Annotated in this window: 18 protein-coding genes; 9 read left to right on the top strand and 9 right to left on the bottom strand. The window is 46.2% G+C overall.

The window, feature by feature from the left end:
• Positions 1-21: 21 nt before the first annotated feature.
• Complete coding sequence (locus ACMVP2_RS23910; protein WP_416865420.1) at positions 22-735, bottom strand: hypothetical protein; 714 nt, start codon at positions 733-735, stop codon at positions 22-24.
• Positions 736-1,023: 288 nt separating this feature from the next.
• Here ACMVP2_RS23910 and ACMVP2_RS23905 point away from each other — a divergent pair, with 288 nt between their 5' ends.
• From ACMVP2_RS23905 to ACMVP2_RS23885, 5 genes are all read left to right on the top strand, one after another.
• Positions 1,024-1,302 carry a co-chaperone GroES gene (locus ACMVP2_RS23905; RefSeq protein ID WP_151999945.1) on the top strand — a complete coding sequence of 93 codons (279 nt, stop codon included), beginning with the start codon at positions 1,024-1,026 and terminating at the stop codon, positions 1,300-1,302.
• A 46-nt stretch (positions 1,303-1,348) separates the two neighbouring features.
• Positions 1,349-2,980 (top strand): chaperonin GroEL, encoded by a 1,632-nt coding sequence (groL, locus tag ACMVP2_RS23900; protein WP_317491387.1) that lies wholly within the window; start codon positions 1,349-1,351, stop codon positions 2,978-2,980.
• 157 nt (positions 2,981-3,137) lie between these two features.
• A complete protein-coding gene (locus ACMVP2_RS23895; RefSeq protein ID WP_416865419.1) occupies positions 3,138-5,495 on the top strand; it encodes a TonB-dependent receptor in 2,358 nt (785 codons plus the stop codon).
• 3 nt (positions 5,496-5,498) lie between these two features.
• Positions 5,499-6,404 (top strand): DUF4249 domain-containing protein, encoded by a 906-nt coding sequence (locus tag ACMVP2_RS23890; RefSeq protein WP_416865418.1) that lies wholly within the window; start codon positions 5,499-5,501, stop codon positions 6,402-6,404.
• Positions 6,405-6,537: 133 nt separating this feature from the next.
• Entirely contained in the window at positions 6,538-9,549 is a 3,012-nt protein-coding gene (locus tag ACMVP2_RS23885) for a CHAT domain-containing protein (RefSeq protein WP_416865417.1), read from the top strand.
• On the opposite strand, the gene ACMVP2_RS23880 is transcribed toward ACMVP2_RS23885, so the two are convergent.
• Positions 9,546-11,081: a peptide MFS transporter gene (locus tag ACMVP2_RS23880; RefSeq protein ID WP_416865416.1), complete on the bottom strand. Its 1,536-nt coding sequence runs from the start codon at positions 11,079-11,081 to the stop codon at positions 9,546-9,548. The genes ACMVP2_RS23885 and ACMVP2_RS23880 overlap by 4 nt on opposite strands.
• A gap of 254 nt (positions 11,082-11,335) precedes the next feature.
• On the opposite strand from ACMVP2_RS23880, the gene pckA reads away from it, so the two are divergent.
• Positions 11,336-12,907 (top strand): phosphoenolpyruvate carboxykinase (ATP), encoded by a 1,572-nt coding sequence (pckA, locus tag ACMVP2_RS23875; protein ID WP_416868219.1) that lies wholly within the window; start codon positions 11,336-11,338, stop codon positions 12,905-12,907.
• A 49-nt stretch (positions 12,908-12,956) separates the two neighbouring features.
• Positions 12,957-13,625, top strand: a complete 669-nt coding sequence (locus tag ACMVP2_RS23870; protein ID WP_416865415.1) for a peptidoglycan DD-metalloendopeptidase family protein — start codon at positions 12,957-12,959, stop codon at positions 13,623-13,625.
• On the opposite strand, the gene ACMVP2_RS23865 is transcribed toward ACMVP2_RS23870, so the two are convergent.
• From ACMVP2_RS23865 to ACMVP2_RS23845, 5 genes are all read right to left on the bottom strand, one after another.
• Positions 13,611-14,450 carry a phosphoribosyltransferase family protein gene (locus ACMVP2_RS23865; protein WP_416865414.1) on the bottom strand — a complete coding sequence of 280 codons (840 nt, stop codon included), beginning with the start codon at positions 14,448-14,450 and terminating at the stop codon, positions 13,611-13,613. The genes ACMVP2_RS23870 and ACMVP2_RS23865 overlap by 15 nt on opposite strands.
• 89 nt (positions 14,451-14,539) lie before the next feature.
• Positions 14,540-15,829 carry a NupC/NupG family nucleoside CNT transporter gene (locus ACMVP2_RS23860; RefSeq protein WP_416865413.1) on the bottom strand — a complete coding sequence of 430 codons (1,290 nt, stop codon included), beginning with the start codon at positions 15,827-15,829 and terminating at the stop codon, positions 14,540-14,542.
• Positions 15,830-15,914: 85 nt separating this feature from the next.
• On the bottom strand, positions 15,915-16,517 hold the full coding sequence (locus tag ACMVP2_RS23855; RefSeq protein ID WP_416865412.1) for a bifunctional nuclease family protein: 603 nt from the start codon (positions 16,515-16,517) through the stop codon (positions 15,915-15,917).
• 6 nt (positions 16,518-16,523) lie between these two features.
• A complete protein-coding gene (locus tag ACMVP2_RS23850; RefSeq protein WP_339792344.1) occupies positions 16,524-17,471 on the bottom strand; it encodes an electron transfer flavoprotein subunit alpha/FixB family protein in 948 nt (315 codons plus the stop codon).
• A 29-nt stretch (positions 17,472-17,500) separates the two neighbouring features.
• A complete protein-coding gene (locus tag ACMVP2_RS23845; RefSeq protein ID WP_416865411.1) occupies positions 17,501-18,238 on the bottom strand; it encodes an electron transfer flavoprotein subunit beta/FixA family protein in 738 nt (245 codons plus the stop codon).
• A 189-nt stretch (positions 18,239-18,427) separates the two neighbouring features.
• Here ACMVP2_RS23845 and ACMVP2_RS23840 point away from each other — a divergent pair, with 189 nt between their 5' ends.
• Positions 18,428-18,754: a tetratricopeptide repeat protein gene (locus ACMVP2_RS23840; RefSeq protein ID WP_416865410.1), complete on the top strand. Its 327-nt coding sequence runs from the start codon at positions 18,428-18,430 to the stop codon at positions 18,752-18,754.
• A gap of 1 nt (position 18,755) precedes the next feature.
• Here the strand turns inward: ACMVP2_RS23840 and ACMVP2_RS23835 are convergent, their stop codons facing one another.
• Complete coding sequence (locus tag ACMVP2_RS23835; RefSeq protein WP_339792349.1) at positions 18,756-19,754, bottom strand: zinc-binding dehydrogenase; 999 nt, start codon at positions 19,752-19,754, stop codon at positions 18,756-18,758.
• 11 nt (positions 19,755-19,765) lie between these two features.
• Complete coding sequence (gene dnaB, locus ACMVP2_RS23830; protein WP_317491374.1) at positions 19,766-21,328, bottom strand: replicative DNA helicase; 1,563 nt, start codon at positions 21,326-21,328, stop codon at positions 19,766-19,768.
• 236 nt (positions 21,329-21,564) lie between these two features.
• On the opposite strand from dnaB, the gene ACMVP2_RS23825 reads away from it, so the two are divergent.
• On the top strand, positions 21,565-22,938 hold the full coding sequence (locus ACMVP2_RS23825; RefSeq protein ID WP_416865409.1) for a UDP-N-acetylmuramate--L-alanine ligase: 1,374 nt from the start codon (positions 21,565-21,567) through the stop codon (positions 22,936-22,938).
• The last annotated feature ends 2 nt before the right edge of the window (positions 22,939-22,940 follow it).

Raw genomic sequence — 22,940 nt, 5'->3', positions numbered from 1 at the left:
CGTTGGCTGGGCTTTCTTTTTTTAAGAGATACTGATGTTTCGGACAAGTAGTCTTTTGGCTATTGGAAGCAGTGTTTCCGGCAATGGGAAGAACTGTTTACTGACGATGGCGTAAGTGGCCGGGTTGGGCAAATCGGCAAACTTCTTTACCAGCTTGAGCTTGATCTGTTCGAAGGTGTTTGATAGCGTTCTTTCTTCTCTCTTCAGAAATTGAGTATTGATTCCCCTGAACTTCTCATTCGACTGCTCAAAGAAAGTGAGCTGATACTGGTATATATTCACATCGCTGCTCACATCCTGGCTTAAAAACAAATAGCCTTCGTTGGTGTAAATGGGAGTAACACCCACTGGCACAAACTCCAGGTTACTTTCCACATACTCATAAATTTCCTTCCCAACCTCCAGCGCATTCTGAAACTTTGGCATCGCAAACTCCACGATACTCTCTATTTCAAGCATCAGGTCGTCGTCCTCCACCAGTTTTTTGTAGGTAAGCTTCAGCTTGCTAAAATCAGCTTTGGAGATGGACTTAGGGAAGTTTTCATACAGCAACGACTTGTTACTCTTTATGGTCATCAGGTTTTGGTAGTGAAAAACCATGTCTGACATAAACGGATAGAGCTTTTTGTCGTCGAAATTCGCTCTTACGTTCTTAAGGTAGGCCAAAAGCACGTACTTCTTGTACTCAAAATCAATCAATCCATCGGTTAACCAATCTACTTTCAATTGTTCCATATTCATTGATTTTTTTATCACACATCAAAATATAAAAAGCCTGAAGCAACGAGTCAAGTAGTTGCAGAAATGAAGCCAACTTTTCCGCCTCAGGCTGACATTGCCCGCCGAGATTATGTCACGCAATGAAAATTTGTCAGGCATACTGTCATCTTTTCAAGCCAACACTGACAGTTGAGGCACAAAATGGTTCAAATTGGCATGACTTGGCAGGCAAATCATGAGTGGCACAAGATGTGCAAGCGGTGTTACATAGAATTTAAATAACCACTAAAATTCAAAACCAATATGTCAAAAGTAAATTTCAAACCATTAGCAGACAGAGTGCTGGTGGAGCCAGCACCTGCAGAAGAAAAAACAGCTTCTGGTATCATCATTCCCGACACTGCTAAAGAAAAGCCACAAAAAGGTCAGATCGTGGCTATTGGCACTGGCAAGAAAGATGAGCCTATCAACGTAAAAGTTGGTGATCAGGTACTATATGGCAAATACTCTGGCACTGAGATCGCCATTGATGGCAAAGACTACCTTATCATGAGAGAGTCTGACATTTTTGGCATTATCTAATTAGACAACAAAAAATTATCTGTAAAGAGTAAAAACACAGAAAACTATGGCAAAGGAAATTTTCTTTAATACCGACGCAAGAAACAAACTGAAGAAGGGCGTTGACACACTTGCAAATGCAGTGAAGGTAACGCTTGGACCTAAAGGTCGGAACGTCATTCTTGACAAGAAATTTGGTGCTCCTACCGTAACAAAAGACGGTGTGTCAGTTGCCAAAGAAATCGAATTGAAAGACCCTATCGAAAACATGGGAGCTCAGCTGGTGAAGGAAGTTGCTTCCAAAACTGCTGACGCTGCTGGTGATGGTACTACCACTGCGACTGTTCTAACACAGGCGATATTCACAGTAGGTATCAAAAACGTAGCCGCTGGTGCTAACCCAATGGATCTTAAGCGTGGCATCGACAAAGCAGTTGCTTCTGTTGTTGAGCACCTAAGAGGCCAGTCAAAAACTATCAACAACTCAAGCGAAATTGCTCAGGTAGCTGGTATCTCTGCTAATGGTGATGCTGAAATCGGTAAAATGATTGCCGACGCAATGGACAAAGTGGGTAAAGACGGTGTGATCACTGTTGAAGAAGCCAAAGGAACAGAAACTGAGGTAAGAACTGTAGAAGGTATGCAGTTTGACCGTGGTTACCTTTCTCCATACTTCGTGACTAACACGGAGAAAATGGAAGCTGACCTTGAGAACCCTTACATCCTGATCTACGACAAGAAGATCAGCAGCATGAAGGAATTGCTTCCAGTGCTTGAAGCAACTGCTCAAACAGGCAAGCCACTTGTTATCATCTCTGAAGATGTAGACGGCGAAGCGCTTGCTACGCTTGTGGTAAACAAAATCCGTGGTGCACTGAAAGTAGCTGCTGTGAAAGCTCCTGGCTTCGGCGACCGCAGAAAAGCAATGTTGGAAGACATCGCTATCCTGACAGGTGGTACTGTAATCTCTGAAGAAAGAGGCTACAAGCTGGAAAACGCTACACTTGACTCACTTGGAAGAGCAGAGAAAATCAACATCGACAAAGACAATACTACTATTGTAAATGGTGCTGGTACTGCTGCTGACATCAAAGGTCGTGTGAACCAGATCAAAGCGCAGATCGAAGCAACAACTTCTGACTACGATCGTGAGAAACTTCAGGAAAGACTTGCTAAGCTTTCTGGTGGTGTAGCCATCCTTTACATCGGTGCTGCCACTGAAGTGGAAATGAAAGAGAAGAAAGACAGAGTGGATGACGCTCTTCACGCTACAAGAGCCGCCGTTCAGGAAGGCGTAGTAGCTGGTGGTGGTGTTGCACTTATCCGTGCTATCGAATCTCTTGACAAACTGAAAACTGACAACGAAGACCAGGCGATTGGTGTGAACATCATCCGTGTAGCTTTGGAGTCTCCTTTGAGAACCATCGTTGAAAACGCTGGTGGTGAAGGTTCAGTAATCGTTCAGAAAATCAGAGAAGGCAAAAATGACTTCGGTTACAATGCTGCCACTGACACTTTCGAAAACATGTTCAAGGCTGGTGTGATTGACCCAACTAAGGTAACTCGCCTTGCGCTTGAAAATGCTGCTTCTATCGCTGCACTTCTGCTTACTACCGAAGCTGTAGTAGCTGAAAATCCAGAAGATGAGAAGTCTATGCCTCCAATGCCAGGTGGCGGAGGAATGGGCGGAATGATGTAATCATTCATCAACATTCATATATTTGTAAAGGCGCTGAAATTCAGCGCCTTTCTTTTTTTCCCCTGACCAAAACGTCAACGGCATAGGTTTTCACAACTTATCTGATATAATTTGTGTCATTTTTCTACGTTACCTAACGTCAACCTACTTTTTTACCATGAGATACCTGCTACTTTTTAGCCTTTTATGTGTTACAACTATTACCCTTGCTCAATCGAATACCATTTCAGGTTACGTACGGGATCGTGAAACGGGTGAAAGCCTGATTGGTGCCAATGTGTTTGACAAGAGCACTTTAAAAGGCACCACTACGAATCATTTCGGCTATTACACGCTGCCCCTCACCTATTCAGAAGTTCACCTGGTTTTTTCTTATGTCGGCTATTTGCCCGTAGATACACTCATCAATCTCAAGGGCAATGTGGAGCTCTCCATCCGGTTGATCCCACAAAGCATGCTCGATGAGATAGTGGTGACGGCCGAAGAAGACCTCGTTGACATGCCGCAAATGAGTAGGATCGGCATACCGGTAGATCAGATCAAATCGTTGCCTGCACTGGCTGGCGAGGTCGATATTTTCAAAGCTTTGCAATTGATGCCTGGCATTCAGTCAGGGTCGGAAGGTAGCAGTGGTTTGTATGTGCGTGGTGGCGGGCCTGACCAAAACCTCATTCTTCTTGATGGCGTGCCGGTTTACAATGCCTCTCACCTGTTCGGCTTCTTCTCTGTTTTTAATGCGGACGCTATCAATAATGTGGAAGTAATTAAAGGTGGCTTCCCTGCCCGCTATGGAGGCAGGTTGTCTTCAGTAATTGACATCTCCATGAAAGAGGGCAACAACCAAAAATTGAAAGGTACCGGCTCTATCGGCCTTATTTCTTCAAAGCTTACACTGGAAGGCCCGCTGAAAAAGGAAAAGTCGTCGTTTATCGTTTCCGCCCGGCGTACCTACATCGACATTCTGGCGAGGCCCCTGATCAAGGCCACTACCGACGGTGGAGAAACAGCCGGCTATTTTTTTTACGACCTCAACGCCAAGGTCAACTACACCTTCTCCGACCGGGACAGGATTTACCTCAGCACCTACACAGGCGACGACAAGGCCTATGCCAGAAGCAAAGACTTTTATGTATCAGACAATACCAGATACGACTACAAAGATGAGTTTGGCCTCAAGTGGGGCAATATCACTTCTGCCTTTAGGTGGAACCACGTTTTTACTCCCAAGATATTCAGCAATGTAACAGCTACCTATAGCAAGTATCAATTCGACATTTTTCAGGAATATTACAACAAGACAACCACCCCTACCGAAACAACCGAGGACAGCGGCGCCACCCGGTATTTTTCCGGTATTCACGACCTGGCACTTAAAACAGACTTTGAGTTTACCCCCCATATCGACCATCAGCTAAGAGCAGGGGCCAGCGCCATCCATCACACCTTCAATCCCGGTATTCTGGCCTACACTGCTTCGAACGATGCAGACACCACCCTCGGCTCCACCAAAACCAGAGGACTGGAACTTGCCACCTATTTTGAAGATGACTGGACTATCTCCAAAGCGATAAGGGTCAATGCAGGAGTTCACTTTTCTGCCTTCAATGTCAATAGTGTTTGGTACCAAAAAGTGCAACCCAGGATCAACGCCCGTTACCTTTTCGACAACGGCCTGGCCATCAAAGCTTCTTATGCCACCATGGCGCAGTTCATTCACTTGCTCACCAACAGCAGCATAGGCCTCCCTACCGACTTATGGGTACCTGCCACCAAAAACATCAAGCCTCAATACTCTTCTCAGGTGGCCATTGGTGTGGCCAAGAACATCACCAAAACCTATGAAGTGAGCATTGAGGCTTATTACAAGGACATGACCAATCTGATCGAGTACAGCGAAGGCGCCAGCTACCTCGACCCTCAGAAAGACTGGCAGGATAAAGTATCGACAGGCAACGGAGTGAGTTATGGCACAGAGCTGCTCATCCAGAAAAAGGCCGGGAGGTTCTCCGGGTGGATAGGTTATACGCTTTCAAGAACTGAAAGAACCTTTCCGGATTTGAACTTTGGAAAAACATATCCCTATAAATACGACCGGAGGCACGACGTAAGCCTCGTTGGTATTTATAAACTTCGGGACGACTTTGAGCTGAGCGCAACCTGGGTATACGGCACAGGCAATGCAGTGAGTTTACCAGAGGAAAGGTATGCCGGTCAGGGTCAGTCATATAACACCGGGCCTGGTGGGCAAACCTATTATTTCTATGATGAGCTCCTTTATTACCCATCACGGAATAATTATCGAATGCGGGCTTACCACCGCCTCGATGTGAGTGTGAGCAAGACAAAGAAAAAGAAGTGGGGGCAGCAAACCTGGTCCTTTGGCGCCTACAATGCCTATAGTCGAGCGAACCCGTTCTTTATGGACATTGGTTACGATAGAAGCGGCAACAAAAAATTTAAGCAGTACAGCTTATTCCCAATTATCCCGTCTGTTCGTTACAACTTTGAATTCTAAACTATGAGATATTTAATCGTCCTACTTGCGGTTTGTGCAATATCGTGTGAAGTTGTGGTTGATGTAGACATTCCTCTTAAGCCACCTTCTATCACAGTTCATAGCACGATCAACCCCGACAGCACATTTCAGGTGCAACTTACAGCCAGTCAAAACATCCTGAGCAACAATCAGTTTTCGATAATACCGGAAGCAACAGTCAATATCTATGACGGCGAGGTCCTTGTGGAAACCCTCGTGCAGAATAATGAAGATGGCTACCAGGGCACATTAAAACCTTTAAAAGGGCACACATACACTATTGAGGCGTCGAAAACCAATTACAAAACTGTAACTGCCACTGACGTCGTTCCCAGCCAAAATGTGAAGCTCAACAAAGTAACATTTGTCAAAAACGCTCATGACGAGTATAACCAGCAGCGGTACACCATGACGATTGAATTCGATGACCCAAAAGGCGAGAATTATTATGAAATCGGCTTGTACGGGCCGGAGTTGCGTTATGAACGGGACGAAGATACCGGAGAGTATGTTGTTGTTGATACGGTATTGGTTCAATACCATATTGATAGCGACGACGGAATCTTCACGGTTGAGCAATATTACTCGGATCAATTCTGGACTTTTTCCGACGATGTAGTAGACGGCAAAACAGTTAAAATCAATTTCAACACCTATATCTACCCGTTTTGGAATGAGGCGGTTGATGAAGTCGAAGTTTTGGTTGCCCTGCGGGAGATATCCTACTCTATGTTTAAGTACAAACAAACGGCCAACCTTCAGCGATCATTGGATGGAGACCCATTTGCCGAACCAGTGCCTGTCTACAATAATGTTAAGAATGGCTACGGCATCTTTGGTGCCTATCAACAGACCACAAGCACCGTCTCAGTTCGCAAGGGAGAATAGTCCGGCCCGAAACGGCACTTATTCAGTATCCAGTCAGGAGGGAAACCTCCTCCTTGCTGCAATACCTGATTTAGAAGTAGTCTTACTTGCTCACCTTCGCTATTCTGGCTACCTTTCTACCTGAATTCTTCTTATGAAAGCCAAGCTGATCACCCTCATCGCAATAGCATTTACCTGCTTTCAGGCAGAGGCTGCCAACGAACCCGAAAAGGACACCACCGAAGTTGTACTAACTGAAATAGAAATTCAGATGCTGAAAGCAGATTCACTGAAACAGATGAATCAGTTTGAGTTGGCACTGGAATATTGGGAGTTTGTGTTGACTGATTTCAGCAGCAGCCACATGAACCGGCTAAGAGCACTTAACGAGAGTGCAGACTTGTATAGGGAGCTCAATTTAAAGGCCAAAAGCAGAGACAGGTTAAGAGAAGCCAGGGCGCAACTTCCCTCCAATACGGAGTATAAAAACCTCAGAAGCGAAAACTTGCTCTTTTGGGGAAGGTATTACAGCGACTCCAACCAAAAAGACTCTGCGCTACAAAGCTTTAGAAATGCGGCATTTTTGGCGGAAGAGATAAACGACAACAAGCTCAAATTCCTCAGCTGGGTCGAGCTTGGTAATTTTTACAGAAACACAGTCAACAACGACTTAGCAGCTGTCTACTACTACAACAAAGCCGTCTCCCTATCGGAAGAAGGTAAAGTTAACATGCCAATCATCGAAGCTCGTACGAGCTTTGCCATGGCGCAGACAGCCAATGAATTGAATGAAAAAGAAAAAGCTATTGACTACAGTCAGGAGGCACTTCACATCATGGACTCCCTGGAAGAGTCGGTTCACTATGATTTTATTGCCAACCTGAACTACCTGATAGCAACGCTCTATATTGGATTGAACGAGCCGGAAGACGCCATCAAACACTTGGCCAGGGCCATTTACCTCCGCAATACCTACAATCCCAAAGACCAGACCTACAACAAGACTTACTACTACCCTGCGTTGTCGATGGCTTATGAAGCTACACACTCATTCGACTCGGCAATTTTGGTAGAAGAGCGCCTAAGCTCGCTAACGTCACTGGACGACATCAACGCCAATCCGGACACACAATACAGGCTTGCCACTCTCTACCTCAAACAAGGAGATCTGTTACAAGCCAATAAGCTTAGTTCGGCCTACCTCAAACATCATAAAGCAAATTCTGATCCTACAAGCCCGGAAGTTTTCAAAGCACTTATAGCGAGGGCCGACTACTTTTTCGCAGCAAACTTACCCGATTCGGCTTTCCGCTATTACGCTCGAAGTTTGAAAACAATCGATGCGGGACTAACCATTGACAACTTGCTCAACAAAGTGAACGAAGCACAAATCGCTGCGCAATTACTGCCACGGGCTATGGCTGCCATGGAAAAAATTGCTATTGCTATCGTTAGTGCTGGGGATGTTTCAACTGAAAGACTAGCAACTGGTTTGAGCATGCTGGAAGCGACATTGGAGTACACCAGATACAACACGTCCTATGGTCTGCCGGAAGAACAGGTAATACCAGACAGAATAACCAATTTTCATCTGCTTACCGAATATGCGCTTGGCGCCTCGCATCACCTCTACAAGCAAACGAGCGACAAAGCTTACTGGGCAAAAGCGTTGCAGCTTGTCGAGAATGACAAGCTGATGCGCATTAGAAAAGAAGCTGCAGAGGCCATGTTTCTTAATAAAGTAGGCCTTCCCGATTCATTGGAGTCAACTTTCGACGTTTTGAACAAAGAAATATTGCACCGTATCGATGAGCTGGAGCTTGCTATCAACGACACCGAAAGGTTAGACAGAGAGGACCTGTTGATTGAGAGCTTTGACAAAATGGTGACCTGGAGAGCGAAGGCGCAGAATTATATGAAAACCAGCAGCACGGAGTATTCGCTCTTTGACGACGTCACCTTCATGGATTTCCATAATCATTCCAATATTCACCTGATCGAATATTTTTATGGAAATCGTCATGTATATGGACTCAGCGTAAGTGACTCATCCAGCATGTTCATTGAAAACGAGGTAAACGCTGAGTTTGAGGGTAAAATACACCGGTTCTTATCTCATTTTTGGACAACACCAGCTGAATTTTCCCAGGATGAAATGATCGACTTCATTGAAAGCTCAAGCATTCTTTATAACGATGTTCTTGAACCGCTACTACCGAACCTGCCAAGTGAAAAAAACATTGTTATAGCACCCGACGGGCTGATAAAATTGATTCCGTTTGAGACGCTCATAACAGAAGTTCCGTCCAACCCTACCGGGTACAATAACTTACCTTATCTTATCAAATCTGCCACCATCTCCTACATCACTTCTGCAGAGATGCTTCTCGACCACCCTCCTGTATTGCCAAAGCACAATTCGCAGTTGACCTCTTTTGCATTAAAAAGCCGGTATAGCAGCAGTGACACTACTTCTGCTTACATTATGCAGGAGATCAAGAACTCGAGGCTCTATTTTGAAGGCTTGACCTTCAGGGGAGAGCAGGCAACAAAAGATGCCTTTATCAGAATGGCACCCCGGTTTGAAATCCTCTACCTTTTGATTCATGGCGATGCCATAGACTACCCAAAACTGATATTCAACCCGGGCAAAACTACCAACATAGAGCGGAATTTATACACCCATGAGATCTACAATCTTGATTTGCCTGGCAATGTCATCGTGTTAACTTCCACCGAAACAGGCATGGGGTTGATTCCGCACGGTGAGGCTGTCCTCAGCATGGTAAGGGCTTTCCTTTCGGCAGGCAGTGGCTCAGTGGTTCTAGGCCTATGGGAAGCGCACGACGAGCATAGTAAAAATATCGTTGGCAGCTTTTTCAGAAAGTTATCTTTGGGAAACAACACGCTGAAAGCGCTCCGGGACGCTAAATTGGAATATCTGTCTACAGCAGATAAGCTGTCGGCCCACCCGCACAACTGGGCGGAACTCATTTCGTATGGAGAACCTGTGCAGGTAACTACTGAAAAGGACAACGCTTACCTTATATGGGTGCTTCTTTTCTTCTTTACCCTCCCAATTCTCGTCGCTATTTCATCGGGGCGGGAAAAATATATTGACAAAATAGAAGCTGAAGACAATGCCCGTCAGCAGGTTCACCACTAGTGAACTTCTTTCATCCATTTCTTCAGCCACGGGCTCAGCACTACCACTAGCAGAGCAAAGCCAAATGACACGTAGGCGATCTTTTCGAAGCCGTTGAGGTACACATCAAGCGTGTCCCAGCCTCCAACCTGGTCGGCCGCCTGGTTCGATTCGATGGCAAGGTACTCCCCTACCATCCCGCCGATCTGGAAGGCAAAAGCGGATGACATAAACCAAACACCCATCATAAACGACTTGATCTTTAGAGGTGATAGGCTCGTAATTTTTGAAAGCCCAACGGGCGACATAAAAAGTTCGCCTGTGGAAATGAACAGGTACATGACGACAAGAAAGATAAAGGGAACGAATCCATTGTCATCCGCAAAACTCTTACTCAAGCTGATGATGAAAAAACCGACCCCCAGCTGGGCAAGCCCCATGGCAAATTTATAGGGTGTTCTTGGGTTCTTTCCTTTTTTCGAAAGCCACATCCACACAACCGGCATCACCATAGAAAACACTACGATAAAGAAAGGGTTCAGGGAGTTGGTGCCGGCTGCATCCATCCCTACCAGGTTCACATTTCTGGCAGCAAACAACGTGATGATACTACCCGACAATTCGTGAAAGCCCCAAAAGAAAGACATAAACATAGTAAGAAAAACGGCCACGACCAGTTTCTGCCATTCCTCCCTGGGGAGCTTAACGCTCACCCAAACCAGGTACCCGATGATCACAATCAATAAAACATAAAAGAAGAGCCTGACTATTGAGCCTTCAAAGATGCTCCCGATTGTATAAATAGTGTAATCGGAGATCATGAGTGTGATCACAGGAACGGCCGCAAATGACAAGAGCGGCACCCAAACACCGACTTTCAACCCCGCCCATTTTTTTTCCAGCTTTTCTGGCTGCAAGGGATAGCCCTGATCTCCAAACACACCGCTTCTGGAGCCATAAACAAACGTAACGAGGCCTAACACCATCCCCACGCCTGCCGCACCAAAACCATAGTGCCAGCCATAAGAACTCGCAAGCCATGCACACAGCAGGGGCGCTGTGAATGCTCCGATATTAATTCCCATGTAGAAGATGGTAAAACCACCATCCTGTCTGGGGTCATTTTTCTCGTAAAGCGTGCCGACAAACGTTGAGATATTTGACTTGAAATACCCCGTGCCGATGATGATCAGAGCGAGACCAGCAAAGAAAGTTGCCTGGTTGTCGATAGCCAAAACGAAATGACCGATTGACATCATCACACCGCCAAGAATAATCGACTTTCTGTTACCTAAAAGAGCGTCCGACACCCTACCGCCAAGCACAGTACTTGCATAAACCAGGCTCCCATAGGATGCATAAATAATAATCGAACGGGTATCTCTATCCGCAAACGCCTCGAACAGTTTATTAACCATGTAGAGCGTCAGCAACGCCCGCATACCATAGAAGCTGAAACGCTCCCATAGCTCAGCAAAAAACAGATAGAACAAGCCTTTAGGGTGGCCAAACATTTGTGGCGTGGCAGTACTCGCAGAATCATTATTTGACATATGCTTCTTCTTTTTCTCGAGGTAAAAAACCTAAATTGCAATCGTTTTCGGTGGGTAAAATTAACGCAAGTAATGAAAATATTGCCGACATACAAAACCTGCAAATAATCTGTTGCAGAGATGACAATCGTCAACACTTTTGACTGAATAGCTAGTTACATTGAATACAACATATAACCCAAAAATTCCTTATGCAAGATGTAATCTCAAAAGTCCCAGAAGATTTTACATGGGAGCCACATTCCGGAGCGCCGATGGAAACACTCCAAAGAAAGGCGAAAGAAGTAAAATGGAACCTCGGCCCGGCAGAGTTGATTGAAGAAGCACTATCGAATCAGGAAGGCCACCTCACAAGCACCGGAGCTTTTATGTGTGACACAGGCCAATTCACGGGCAGGTCGCCAAAGGATAGGTTTATTGTGAAAGACGAAAAAACGGAGAAGACCGTCTGGTGGGGAGACATTAACATCCCTATCTCAGAAGCCTATTTCGAGAAGCTGTTTTTTAAGATGGTCGCCTTTCTTGAGGGAAAGAAAGTTTACATAAGAGACGCCTATGCAGGGGCCGATAAAAACTACCAACTGAACCTGCGAGTTGTCAATACACTTGCCTGGCAGAACCTGTTCTGCCACAACATGTTCCTTCGGCCAACAAAGGATGAGCTCAAAGACTTTGCTCCCAATTTCACCATCATTTGTATCCCGGAATTCAAAGCTGACCCCAAAACTGATGGTGTCAGGCAGGAAAACTTCGCCATTCTCAATATGAGCAAAAAAGTGATCCTTATAGGAGGCACAGGCTACGCCGGGGAAATGAAAAAAGGTGTTTTCTCAGTTTTGAATTACCTGCTACCACACTACCACCAAGTGCTGTCGATGCACTGCAGTGCCAACATAGGTAAGGAGGGTGACACAGCCATTTTCTTCGGCTTGTCCGGCACAGGCAAAACCACGCTCTCAGCCGACCCAGAAAGGATGTTGATTGGTGATGACGAGCACGGCTGGACAGACAAAACCGTCTTTAATTTCGAAGGCGGATGCTACGCAAAAGTCATTAATTTGACCCGGGACGAAGAGCCAGAGATATGGGATGCTATCTCCTTTGGTGCCATTGTGGAGAATACCAGGTTTTTTCCGGGAACACACGAAGTTGACTACACAGACAAAACAGTCACGCAAAATACCCGAACAGCCTATCCTATCAGTCACATAAAAAGTGCTGTCTCCCCTTCTATTGGAGGTATTCCTAAGAACATATTTTTCTTAACAGCGGATGCTTTCGGTGTGTTGCCTCCTATTTCGAAGCTAACAAAGGGTCAGGCCATGTATCATTTCATCTCAGGATACACCGCAAAAGTTGCCGGTACTGAGGCGGACGTCACCGAACCACAAATGGTATTTTCGGCATGTTTTGGTGCCCCTTTCATGCCATTGCACCCAACAACCTACGCAGAAATGCTCGGGGAGAAAATGGATAAGCACCAGGTCAATATTTGGCTGGTAAACACAGGATGGACAGGTGGCCCGTACGGCGTTGGCGAACGCATGAAGCTAAAGTACACGAGGGCAATGATCTCGGCCGCACTTGAAGGTAATCTCGACCACGTGGCCTACAAACCACACAGCATCTTTGGCACTCTCATTCCTTTGGAATGCGCTGGCGTGCCTTATCACGTGCTTAGCCCAAGGCAGACCTGGAACAACGACGAAGCTTATTACAAAAAAGCCAATGAATTGGCCCGGGCATTTGTCAAAAACTTTGAAAAATTCGAGAGCTTTGCCAACAAGGAAATCCTTGAAGGTGCCCCCAAACCTAACGATGGTTAAAGTTAAAAAATGTAATTTTAGGCCCTTTTGAAATCAAAAGGGCTTTTTTATGCAACTCAACGAAACTCTTTCAAAACATCAGTCCAGCTTTCATGAAGTAATGAAAGGCCTGCACAATACCTCCAACCTGAAAAAGGTGGACATGTCGAAGTACAACGAGGCCCTGATGGTTGTTGATGTTAATGACACTGCCGCCTTCACGGCGTGGATGGAACTACAGTTAGAAGGAAAAATCGGTTGGGGTGGATATATGGAACACCGGGAAATCTACAGGAGAAGTAAACATTTCGACGGGCAAGGTGAGCCCAGGAGTCTTCATTTGGGCATTGACCTTTGGGCACCGGCTGGCACTGCTCTTTATTGCCCGCTGAATGGTGTTGTGGAGAGCTTTGCTGACAATGCTGGCTTCGCTAATTACGGCCCGACCATCATTTTGAAACACCTTCTGGATGGCCACGTCTTCTACACACTCTATGGCCATTTGAGCCGGTCGTCGTTGGTCGCCTTGTCAATCGGGGATCAAATCCAGCGGGGATCGGCGTTCGCCACGCTTGGCGACAACGAGGAAAATGGTAACTGGCCACCGCACCTCCACTTTCAACTGATCACTGACTTGATGGGGAAGGTTGGAGACTTTCCAGGGGTTGCCGCTGTATCCGACAGAGCTCTCTTTGAGAAAATTTGTCCCGATCCAAACCTTGTGTTAAACTGCCAATGAAAGCAGAGCGGGCTTGCCATCCAACACCTCTCTTAGCAGAAGATAATTTGTTTCATACTCTGGCATCACATGGTAGCCATCGCCGCAGATACACTCATCCAGGCGAGTCAAAACCGCTGGCGGTATCTCAAGAAGAAAACTCCTTAGTTCACCCAGGTTTTGGTACGACAGCACATATTTGCAAACCCGGGCATTGACGTGGAAAAGGCCTTTCTCAATAATTGCAAGGATATCATTCACTGAAGTAATTGCAGTGTTGTTAATATCAAATTCCACCGATGGCAGGAAGTCGCCTTGCAGGAAACCCACATAGGCAAAAACTACTTCGTCTACCACCCCGGCTATTGTGTCTGTCAACTTTCTTTCGTGGGCGCCTGTTACCCGCAGGTCGTCTACCAAAATCAACTTTTTATGTCTGAATAGGTGATCATCGATAGTAAGAATATTTCTATCCATGAGTGAAAACCTGTCAGCCGTCGGCATCGACCCATAGTCATTAGCAAACACAGTTTCTCTTCCAACCTTGGCTTTTTGAAGCAAAGGAAAATAACCCTGAAGCGACTCATAAACTAACTGAGCAATCGCTTCCGCTGCCGTGGGCGCAACTTTGTAAGCCGAGGCACACACAATGACCTGCTCATTTCGCCAATGCCCATAGTCACGCAGAAGCCTTTCAGTGATTTGGTCAGCATAGATCCGGGCACTCACATGGCAGCCATATTTAAATTGGCTATACCTGCGGGCATCAAACAAACATCCATCCTGATCAAAATAACCGAGAGATGTTGGTGAAAGCTGATAAAGCGAAAAACTGTTCACGGTCATTTCGACGAACGGTGATTGTTAAATTTTCCGTGAAGTACAGGAAAATTTCGATCAGCCAACAGCCCTCAGTATGAAATAAGTTTTACGGATTAATAAACCACCAGGGCGCCTGCTATAGTACCTGTCATCATGCAAGCCAGCGTGGCGGCAAGAAGTGCTCTCATTCCTAGTTTGGACAAGTTACCCTGCTGGTTAGGGGCCATGCCACCAATGCCACCCACCTGAATAGCAATGCTCGAAAAGTTGGAAAAGCCACAGAGTGCATAGGTGGAAATGACAATCGCTTTTGGGGAAAGCAAACCGGCGGTTTTCATTTCCGATAACCCGAGGTAGGCTACGAATTCGTTGATGACGGTTTTTTGCCCAAGTAAACTCCCCACTGCCAGCGTCTCGCTCCAGTCTACTCCCATTACAAAGGCAAAAATCCTAAAGACCTGCCCAAGGATATATTCCAGCGAAAACCCGGTAAAGCGACCGTCGGTGCTGGAAGAAATCACGGCATTTAGCCCGGTAATATCGCCCACCACATTAGATAAAAAATAATTGATGGCTGCTATCACAGCAATAAACGCCAGCAGCATTCCGCCAACATTCAAAGCGAGCTTCAGTCCTTCGGAGGCTCCATTCGACAGCGCATCAATCAGGTTGACTCCCAGAGACTCCTGGTTCACCTTCAGTTTTCTGTCAATTTTCTCTGGTTCAACTTCTGGAATTATGATTTTAGAAATCACTATGGCGGCTGGGGCATTCATGATAGAAGCACTAAGCAAATACGCCGCAAATTTAGTTTGCATCACGGGGTCATTCCCGCCTAGAAAGGCTACGTAGCCTGCCAGCACTCCTCCTGCTATGGTGGCCATGCCTCCCGTCATCAGGCACATCAGCTCCGACTTTGTCATTTTTGGCACAAATGGACGTACTAGTAGCGGGGCTTCGGTTTGCCCGAGGAAAATGTTGCCAGCCGCTGAAAGTGCCTCAGAACCAGACAGTCTCATCGTTCGTGACATGATCCAGGCGATCCCAAAAACAATCTTTTGCAGGATACCCAGGTAGTAAAGCCCGGCAGAAACGGTGGAAAAGAAGATAATGGTCGGCAGCACCTTAAAGGCAAATATGACACCGAAGGTGTCGCCAGCCAGGTCGCCAAACAGAAAGCGGGCGCCGTCGTCAGAGAAGCTTAAGAAGGTGACGAAAGCACCACTAACGCCATTGAACAGGTGAGCTACCCAGGCCACTTTGGTAATCAGCAAGCCAAACACAATCTGAAGGGAGATACCAATCCCCACAAGTTTCCAGTCGATGGCTTTTCGATTATTGGAAAAAAGGAAAGCAAATGCGGCAATTAGTAGAATTCCAATCAGGCCTCTCAGATAATCCATTCAGTAGTTGTTATGGCAAACCTGCCAAAAATAAAAAAGTCACCCATTTATTGGGTGACCGTTATGCCAATATTTTGAATAATGATCAATTTCTCTTGTTCATCTCATCCCTGATCTTCGCAGCCTTCTCATAGTCTTCCTTGCCAAGCATTTCTGTCAGCAATTCCTGAAGTTTGTCCATGGAGAAGTCTTTCAACTTGTCCATGAACCCCTTGGGCGTACCTTTGGCTGCAGATGTTTTAGCTTTTGGAGTTTCATCAGCCTCTTCTTCGTCCTCTTCGCCCAGCACTATCCCAGCCTCAGCCAATATCGCTTCATAGGTGAAAATCTCCACGCCAAAACGCAGACCGATAGCTATCGCATCCGACGGCCTGGCATCGATTTCCACTTCTCTGAAGCCATCAGAGCAAACTATCTTCCCGAAGAAAACACCTTCCTTGAGGTCAGATATGATTATCTCTTTGATGGTAAAATTGAAATTGTGCGCAAAAGACTTGAACAAGTCATGCGTCATTGGCCTATTGGGTACGATTTTTTCTATTTCTATGGCAATTGCCTGAGCCTCAAACATGCCGATGATAATCGGCAGCCTTCTGTTTCCACCAACCTCACCTAAAACAAGCGCAAAAGAGCCAGATTGCGACTGGCTTGAAGAAAGACCTAAAATTTCCAGCTTTAATTTATCCACAAAAAATCAGTTGTTTAACGCTTTAATAGCTTCAGTTAGTTTTGGAACTACCTCAAATGCATCGGCAGCTACACCGTAATCAGCTGCTTTGAAAAAGGGAGCCTCTGGATCTTTATTGATCACCACAATATACTTTGACGAATTAACTCCTGCAAGATGTTGAATAGCGCCTGAAATGCCTATAGCAATATACAAAGATGGGCTTACTTTCACACCGGTTTGTCCTACGTGCTCATGATGAGGCCGCCAGTCCATGTCCGACACCGGTTTGCTACATCCTGTAGCAGCACCAAGCGCATCGGCCAGCTCTTCAATCATTCCCCAGTTTTCAGGGCCTTTCAAGCCCCGTCCGCCAGACACTACGATGTCAGCTTCCGGCAAAAGCACCTTGCCTTTGGCCTTTTCCTGCGAAGTAATCTTTGCCTTGAAGTCGGCATCGCTAAGAGAAGGGGTGAATTTTTCTACGGCCGCCGCACCACCATCAGTTTTTAATGGGACAGCATTCTTCTTGATGGCTATAATTTTTTTACCGCCCTTTAGCTCTACATTAGCAAAGGCTTTGCCTGTATATATGCTTCTTTTCACCTTGTTTCCCTGAGGAAGTGCTACCACATTGGAAACCAGGCCAGCTCCCATCTTTACCGACAGCCTGGCGGCTACTGCATCACCCAGCGACGATTTAGCTAATACAACAGTATCCGCACCAGCTTTGCCCGCAGCTTCGGCCAGCACACTTGCATAGGCTTGGATCACGCCTTCGTTCAATTTGGCATCGTCGGCATGGAGCACTTTGGTGCCGCCGCTTGTCCCAATTTTCTCGAGCTCGCCCCCTTCCACCTGGCCCAACACCACAGCGACAACGTCACCACCCATAGCGGCAGCATAGCTCACAGCCTCAAGCGAGGATTTCTTTATCTTCTTATCGGCAGTTTCTGCAAAAACCAATATTGCCATATCTAATTTCTTTTCGGGTTAATAAACAATTAAATCACTTTTGCTTCTTCTTTCAAAAGCCTGACAAGCTCACCTATGTTGTCTTTGTCGATCATCTTCACCTGGCCTTTTGCAGGGGGCAGTTCGTAGTTCTCAGTCACAGTCAGTCCGTCAACGGCTGATGGCTCAACTACTTTAAGTGGTTTGGTGCGGGCCGACATGATTCCCCTCATATTCGGGATCTTCCACTCGGCAATAGGCTCCTGACATCCGGCCACTAAAGGCAGTTCAGCCTCAAGCAACTCCTTTCCGCCTTCTATTTCACGGGTCATTTTCACTTTGCTCCCCTCCACATCCAGCTTCATTACCGGCGATATCGAGGGAATACCCAGCAGCTCGCCTACCATCCCATGCACCATGCCTCCGTTAAAATCAATAGACTCTCTTCCCATCAGGATCAGGTCAAAGCTTTCAGCTTTAGCAACCTCGGCAATTTGGGCCGCAACAAAAAATGAATCAGCAGGAGCCACGTTCACCCTGATGGCGTCGTCTGCCCCAATTGCCAGTGCTTTGCGAAGCGTAGGTTCTGTCTCAGCCGTGCCTACGTTCAAAACAGTGATAGTTCCCCCTGTTTGCTCTTTCAGTTCAACCGCCCTTGCCAAAGCATAGTCATCGTAGGGGCCAATGATATACTGAACCCCATTGCTGTCAAACTTGGTGTTACCATCTGTGAAAGCAATCTTTGAAGTGGTGTCGGGTACGTGGGTAATGCAGACTAATATCTTCATATCTGATTTTATTATTCAGGCTTTAGCTAGTGCCTTGCCAGTGTTTTGAAATTCGCCAGCGATCTGCCATTTTCTGACATAAAATGAGAGGCTTGCCAATTCCTTAAATGAGTTGATGTTGCTTTATTGTATAAACACTAATTTCGTCGTGAAGTTAACCAATTGGGGTAAAAATAAAAACGAGTGAACATGGGTAACGAAAGGATAGAAAAACTGTTAATTTTCCTTAAAGAAACACCACAAGACCCTTTTTTGTTATATGCCCTCGCCACAGAATATAGAACTGATTCTCCAGTGAAAGCCAAAGAATATTTTGAGCAGCTTTTGGAGGCTCATCCTGACTATTTAGCTACTTATTATCAGGCGGCCCACTTGTTTTGGGAAATGGGGCTTACCGAAAAGGCTGCCCAAACTTTCGAAAGTGGCATCGATCTGGCCAAGACTCAAAAGGAAACCAAAGCACTGGCAGAGTTGCAAAATGCTTACATGAACTTTCAAATCGAAGAAGGTCTGTAAATCAGAACTTAACAACCAGCTTTCCGAACTGCTTCCTTTGCTTCATTTTGTCAAAGGCAGTCACCACATCGGAAAACGGGCGAACAGAGTCAATCACCGGAAGCATTTGAGTCCTGTTCACATAATCAACCATTTGCTCGAACTCCTGATCATTGCCCATGGTGGAGCCTTGAATCGTTAGCTGGTTCCAGAAAATCCTGAACACATCAAGTGTCTTCGGGATTCCCGAGCTGGCGCCATAAATAACCACCCGGCCTCCATGCTTTAGTATTCTAAGATACTGGTTGATCATTTGTCCACCGGTGCTGTCCACGATCAGGTCAAATCCACCAGACGATTTCAATGACGCTTGCGCCCATTTTTCGTTGTTGTAATCAAAGCCCTCCACCGCACCCAGGGCTACTGCCTGTGTAATTTTGCTCTTGCTGCCGGAAGTAACGTACACATTGGCACCTGCCAATTTCGCAAACATCAGCGCATAAACAGCCACTCCGCCGCCTGCGCCGGTCACCAGTACATTTTGGCCTCTCTTTAGCTTGCCACGGGTAAAAAGCGCCCGATAGGCAGTTAACCCACACAAAGGCAGGGCTGCGGCCTGCTCGGGAGTTAAATGCGTTGGCTTTTCAGTCAACCGATCAACGGGCACTACCACATATTCCGCCAGTGTGCCATTGTCCGGCATTCCAAGGATCCGATACTTTGAAGATTGCACCTCGGGATTACTTCCCCAGTTGATATTGGGGTTAATAATCACCGACTTGCCCTTCCAGGTTTCGTCAGTATCAGGACCGAGCTGCTCAACCACGCCACAACCATCGGAGCCCAGCACCACATCAAATTTGATATTAGGATACTTTCCTTCCCGGCACCACTGATCCCGGTGATTCAGGGCAGCTGCCTGCATCTTTATCAATACTTCGCCTTTTCCAGGTGTGGGCTCAGGCATATCGACCAATTTAACATGGTCGGCGGTTTCGTTGACTAGTTTAAGTGCCTTCATACAGCCAATATCTAAAATGGGGGTGAATTATCCTCAAATGTATGATCATTTTCGGAATCTCCATCAGGAGAATTCGCTCTGCTTTGCAAGGTAATGGTGCTTGAAGGATCAGGCGGTAATGGTCGGAAATTACCAGAAGGTGGCAGACCAAATCCACTATTATCTTCGAGGTCGGCAAACTTGGTAAACTTGCCGATGAATTTGAGTTGCACGGTATCCAGGGATCCATTTCTGTGCTTGGCTATGATTACCTCACCCACGTTTTGGGTAGGCATGCCGTTTTCATCTTGCGTAATACCATAATACTCGGGGCGATAGAGGAAAATTACCATATCAGCATCTTGCTCGATCGAACCAGATTCACGCAAGTCAGAAAGCATTGGGCGCTTGTCCCCTCCCCTGGTTTCCACGGCCCGGCTAAGCTGCGACAGTGCGATAACCGGCACGTTCAATTCCTTGGCAATACCTTTCAAGGCCCTTGAAATAGAAGCAATCTCCTGTTCACGGTTACCGGATCCCCCTTTAGAGGTGTCTCCCTTCATGAGCTGAAGGTAATCGATGATAATCATTTGAATATCGTGCTTAGCTTTGAGCCTCCTTGCTTTAGCTCTCAACTCCATGATACTCAATGCGGGAGTGTCATCTATAAAAATTGGAGCCTTGCCCAATCCATCCGTTTTGTGGATCAGCTGTGCCCATTCAAATTCCTCAAGAGAACCCTTTTTGATCTTTTCACTTGGAAGCTCCGCTTCAGCAGAAATGAGACGATTGACCAGCTGAATCGACGACATCTCAAGCGAGAAGATAGCCACCGGTTTTTGGAAGTCGACGGCTGCATTCCGCATGGCGGAGACTACAAATGCAGTTTTACCCATACCCGGCCTTGCTGCGAGAATAACGAGATCGGAGGGTTGCCATCCAGACGTCATCCTGTCGAGGGCCGTGAAGCCACTTGGCACGCCTGTGAGTCCGTCCTTGTGGTGCTTCTTGGCTTCCAGTTCCAAAATGGCCCTGTGCATCAGGTTGTCCATCCCTTCGAAGTTCTTTCGAATATGTGACTCCGATATTTCAAAAAGGTGCTGCTCTGTCTTATCCAGCAGCTCAAACACGTCGACCGTTTCGTCGTAGGCATCTCTCTGCACCTCTGAGGAAATCTGTATCAGGTCACGCTTGATGCTTTGCTCGGTAATGATCCTGGCGTGCGTCTCAATATTGGCTGCGGAATTGACCTTGGTTGTGAGTTCGGTGACGTAATAAGCCCCGCCAGCCATTTCAAGCTTTCCGTTTTTCCGAAGCTGGGAAGTAACCGTAAGCAGGTCGACGGGCTGCGAATCGTTGAAGAGCATCAGAATGGCTCTGTATATCTCCTGGTTCCCTTCCTTATAAAAGCTTTCGGGCTTAAGAATGTCTACTACATTGGTAAGGGCGTCTCTTTCGAGCATTAAGGCTCCCAAAACTGCCTCTTCCAAATCTATAGCCTGCGGTGGTAGTTTGCCGAGTTGCGCCGACAATTCATTGACTGAAACTCTTCTTTTTCCGGCCGGTTGCGACCGGGAAATTGGTAAACTATCCATCAACTATTTTAGTTTTTCTCAGGTGAAAATTAAGGTTGACAAACCTATAAATTAACCCGCTTTTATTGAACCTGAACGAGCTCAAGTTATCCCTATCTTAATAACAACTTATTAACACTCGCAAGGGTCATATCATTGTCCGTACATTCAATTTAATTAAGGAAGTCCTTTTTGGGCAAAGTAATATTTGCTGACAGCCCTAATTATTCTATTTTTGGTTTTGTTAAAATTGATACATGAGCGCTGAACTTCACAGGATACATTTTATTTCAATTGGTGGTGCCGTCATGCACAACCTCGCTATAGAACTTAAAGAGAGAGGACTCGCAGTAAGCGGTTCGGACGATGAAATTTACAACCCTTCGAGAGCTAATTTAGAAAAACATGGTTTGCTGCCAGCGACTTTTGGATGGGATGCCAGCAGGGTAACAAAAGAGCTGGATGCCGTGGTGGTGGGCATGCATGCCAAAAAAGACAACCCGGAGCTGGCCAGGGCTCAGGAGCTTGGAATCAAAATCTATTCATATCCAGATTTCATTCTGGAGCAAAGCCGGGCAAAACAACGAATAGTGGTAGCGGGCAGTCACGGAAAAACCACCGTTACGGCGATGATCATGCACGTGCTTCAGCATGCCAAAAAGCCTTTCGACTACGTGGTAGGTGCTCATGTGCCGGGTTTTGAACGCACCATCAGGCTAAGTAACGATCCTATCATCATTATAGAAGGCGACGAATACCTTGCCAGCCCTCTTGATCCAACACCAAAGTTCTTAAGATACGACCATCATATTGGCATCATTACAGGTTTGGCATGGGACCACATGAACGTGTTCCCCACTTTCGACGACTACGTTAAGCAGTTTGATAAATTTGCCGACGCCACCCCAAAAGCCGGCACACTTATATATAATGAAATGGACGACCTCGCAGTGGTTATCGCTGGCAAGGAACGTGCTGATGTGAAGCGAGTTGCCTATGGCACGCATCCTCATTCTGTCGTCAATGGTAAAACGGTGGTTAACTACGGAGGCAAGGAGCTGGAGCTCAAAATATTTGGCGACCACAACATGAGCAACATGCAGGCTGCTTTGTCTTTGGTAAAACTGCTAAGCATTCCGAAAGACACCTTTTATGAAGCGATGGTCACGTTCACTGGCGCCGAAAAAAGGCTTAATAAAGTTGCTGAGAGCAATTCTACGACAGTTTTTTACGACTTCGCACATGCTCCATCCAAAGTGGATGCAACCGTTAAAGCGGTAAAAAAAATATACCCCAACCGGAAACTGGTGGCCGCCGTTGAGTTGCATACGTTCAGCAGTCTTAACAAAGGTTTTATCCCCACCTATAAAAACACGCTTAACGCAGCCGATAAAGCTGTGGTGTTCATCAATCCCCACGTCCTTGAAGCCAGGGGCATTTCCGAAATTGATGAGACTTTTCTGCGCAAATCATTCAACAGAAATGACCTCACGTTCGTTACTAACATCAATAAACTGAAGACGCTCCTGGAAGAGTCGAAAGGCGCTAATACAAATTTTCTTTTTATGAGTTCAGGCAATTTTGAAGGAACCGATGTGAAAGCCTTCGCCAATGAACTTACTCAACCCTAGTA

Origin of the sequence: Imperialibacter sp. (assembly GCF_048007035.1) — a bacterium.
In the GTDB taxonomy this organism is placed as follows: Bacteria; Bacteroidota; Bacteroidia; order Cytophagales; family Cyclobacteriaceae; genus Imperialibacter.
Note: the sequence above shows the minus strand (reverse complement) of the source record. Positions and strands in the feature narration are given on the sequence as shown.

What these genes read in the sequence shown, in the direction of transcription:
- ACMVP2_RS23845 (WP_416865411.1), bottom strand. Translation starts at nt 18,238, where the DNA reads ATGAAGATATTAGTCTGCATTACCCACGTACCCGACACCACTTCAAAG.
- ACMVP2_RS23860 (WP_416865413.1), bottom strand. Translation starts at nt 15,829, where the DNA reads ATGGATTATCTGAGAGGCCTGATTGGAATTCTACTAATTGCCGCATTT.
- ACMVP2_RS23865 (WP_416865414.1), bottom strand. Translation starts at nt 14,450, where the DNA reads ATGACCGTGAACAGTTTTTCGCTTTATCAGCTTTCACCAACATCTCTC.
- ACMVP2_RS23825 (WP_416865409.1), top strand. Translation starts at nt 21,565, where the DNA reads ATGAGCGCTGAACTTCACAGGATACATTTTATTTCAATTGGTGGTGCC.
- ACMVP2_RS23885 (WP_416865417.1), top strand. Translation starts at nt 6,538, where the DNA reads ATGAAAGCCAAGCTGATCACCCTCATCGCAATAGCATTTACCTGCTTT.
- ACMVP2_RS23835 (WP_339792349.1), bottom strand. Translation starts at nt 19,754, where the DNA reads ATGAAGGCACTTAAACTAGTCAACGAAACCGCCGACCATGTTAAATTG.
- ACMVP2_RS23905 (WP_151999945.1), top strand. Translation starts at nt 1,024, where the DNA reads ATGTCAAAAGTAAATTTCAAACCATTAGCAGACAGAGTGCTGGTGGAG.
- ACMVP2_RS23910 (WP_416865420.1), bottom strand. Translation starts at nt 735, where the DNA reads ATGGAACAATTGAAAGTAGATTGGTTAACCGATGGATTGATTGATTTT.
- pckA (WP_416868219.1), top strand. Translation starts at nt 11,336, where the DNA reads ATGGAAACACTCCAAAGAAAGGCGAAAGAAGTAAAATGGAACCTCGGC.
- ACMVP2_RS23850 (WP_339792344.1), bottom strand. Translation starts at nt 17,471, where the DNA reads ATGGCAATATTGGTTTTTGCAGAAACTGCCGATAAGAAGATAAAGAAA.
- dnaB (WP_317491374.1), bottom strand. Translation starts at nt 21,328, where the DNA reads ATGGATAGTTTACCAATTTCCCGGTCGCAACCGGCCGGAAAAAGAAGA.
- ACMVP2_RS23870 (WP_416865415.1), top strand. Translation starts at nt 12,957, where the DNA reads ATGCAACTCAACGAAACTCTTTCAAAACATCAGTCCAGCTTTCATGAA.
- ACMVP2_RS23840 (WP_416865410.1), top strand. Translation starts at nt 18,428, where the DNA reads ATGGGTAACGAAAGGATAGAAAAACTGTTAATTTTCCTTAAAGAAACA.
- groL (WP_317491387.1), top strand. Translation starts at nt 1,349, where the DNA reads ATGGCAAAGGAAATTTTCTTTAATACCGACGCAAGAAACAAACTGAAG.
- ACMVP2_RS23890 (WP_416865418.1), top strand. Translation starts at nt 5,499, where the DNA reads ATGAGATATTTAATCGTCCTACTTGCGGTTTGTGCAATATCGTGTGAA.
- ACMVP2_RS23880 (WP_416865416.1), bottom strand. Translation starts at nt 11,081, where the DNA reads ATGTCAAATAATGATTCTGCGAGTACTGCCACGCCACAAATGTTTGGC.
- ACMVP2_RS23895 (WP_416865419.1), top strand. Translation starts at nt 3,138, where the DNA reads ATGAGATACCTGCTACTTTTTAGCCTTTTATGTGTTACAACTATTACC.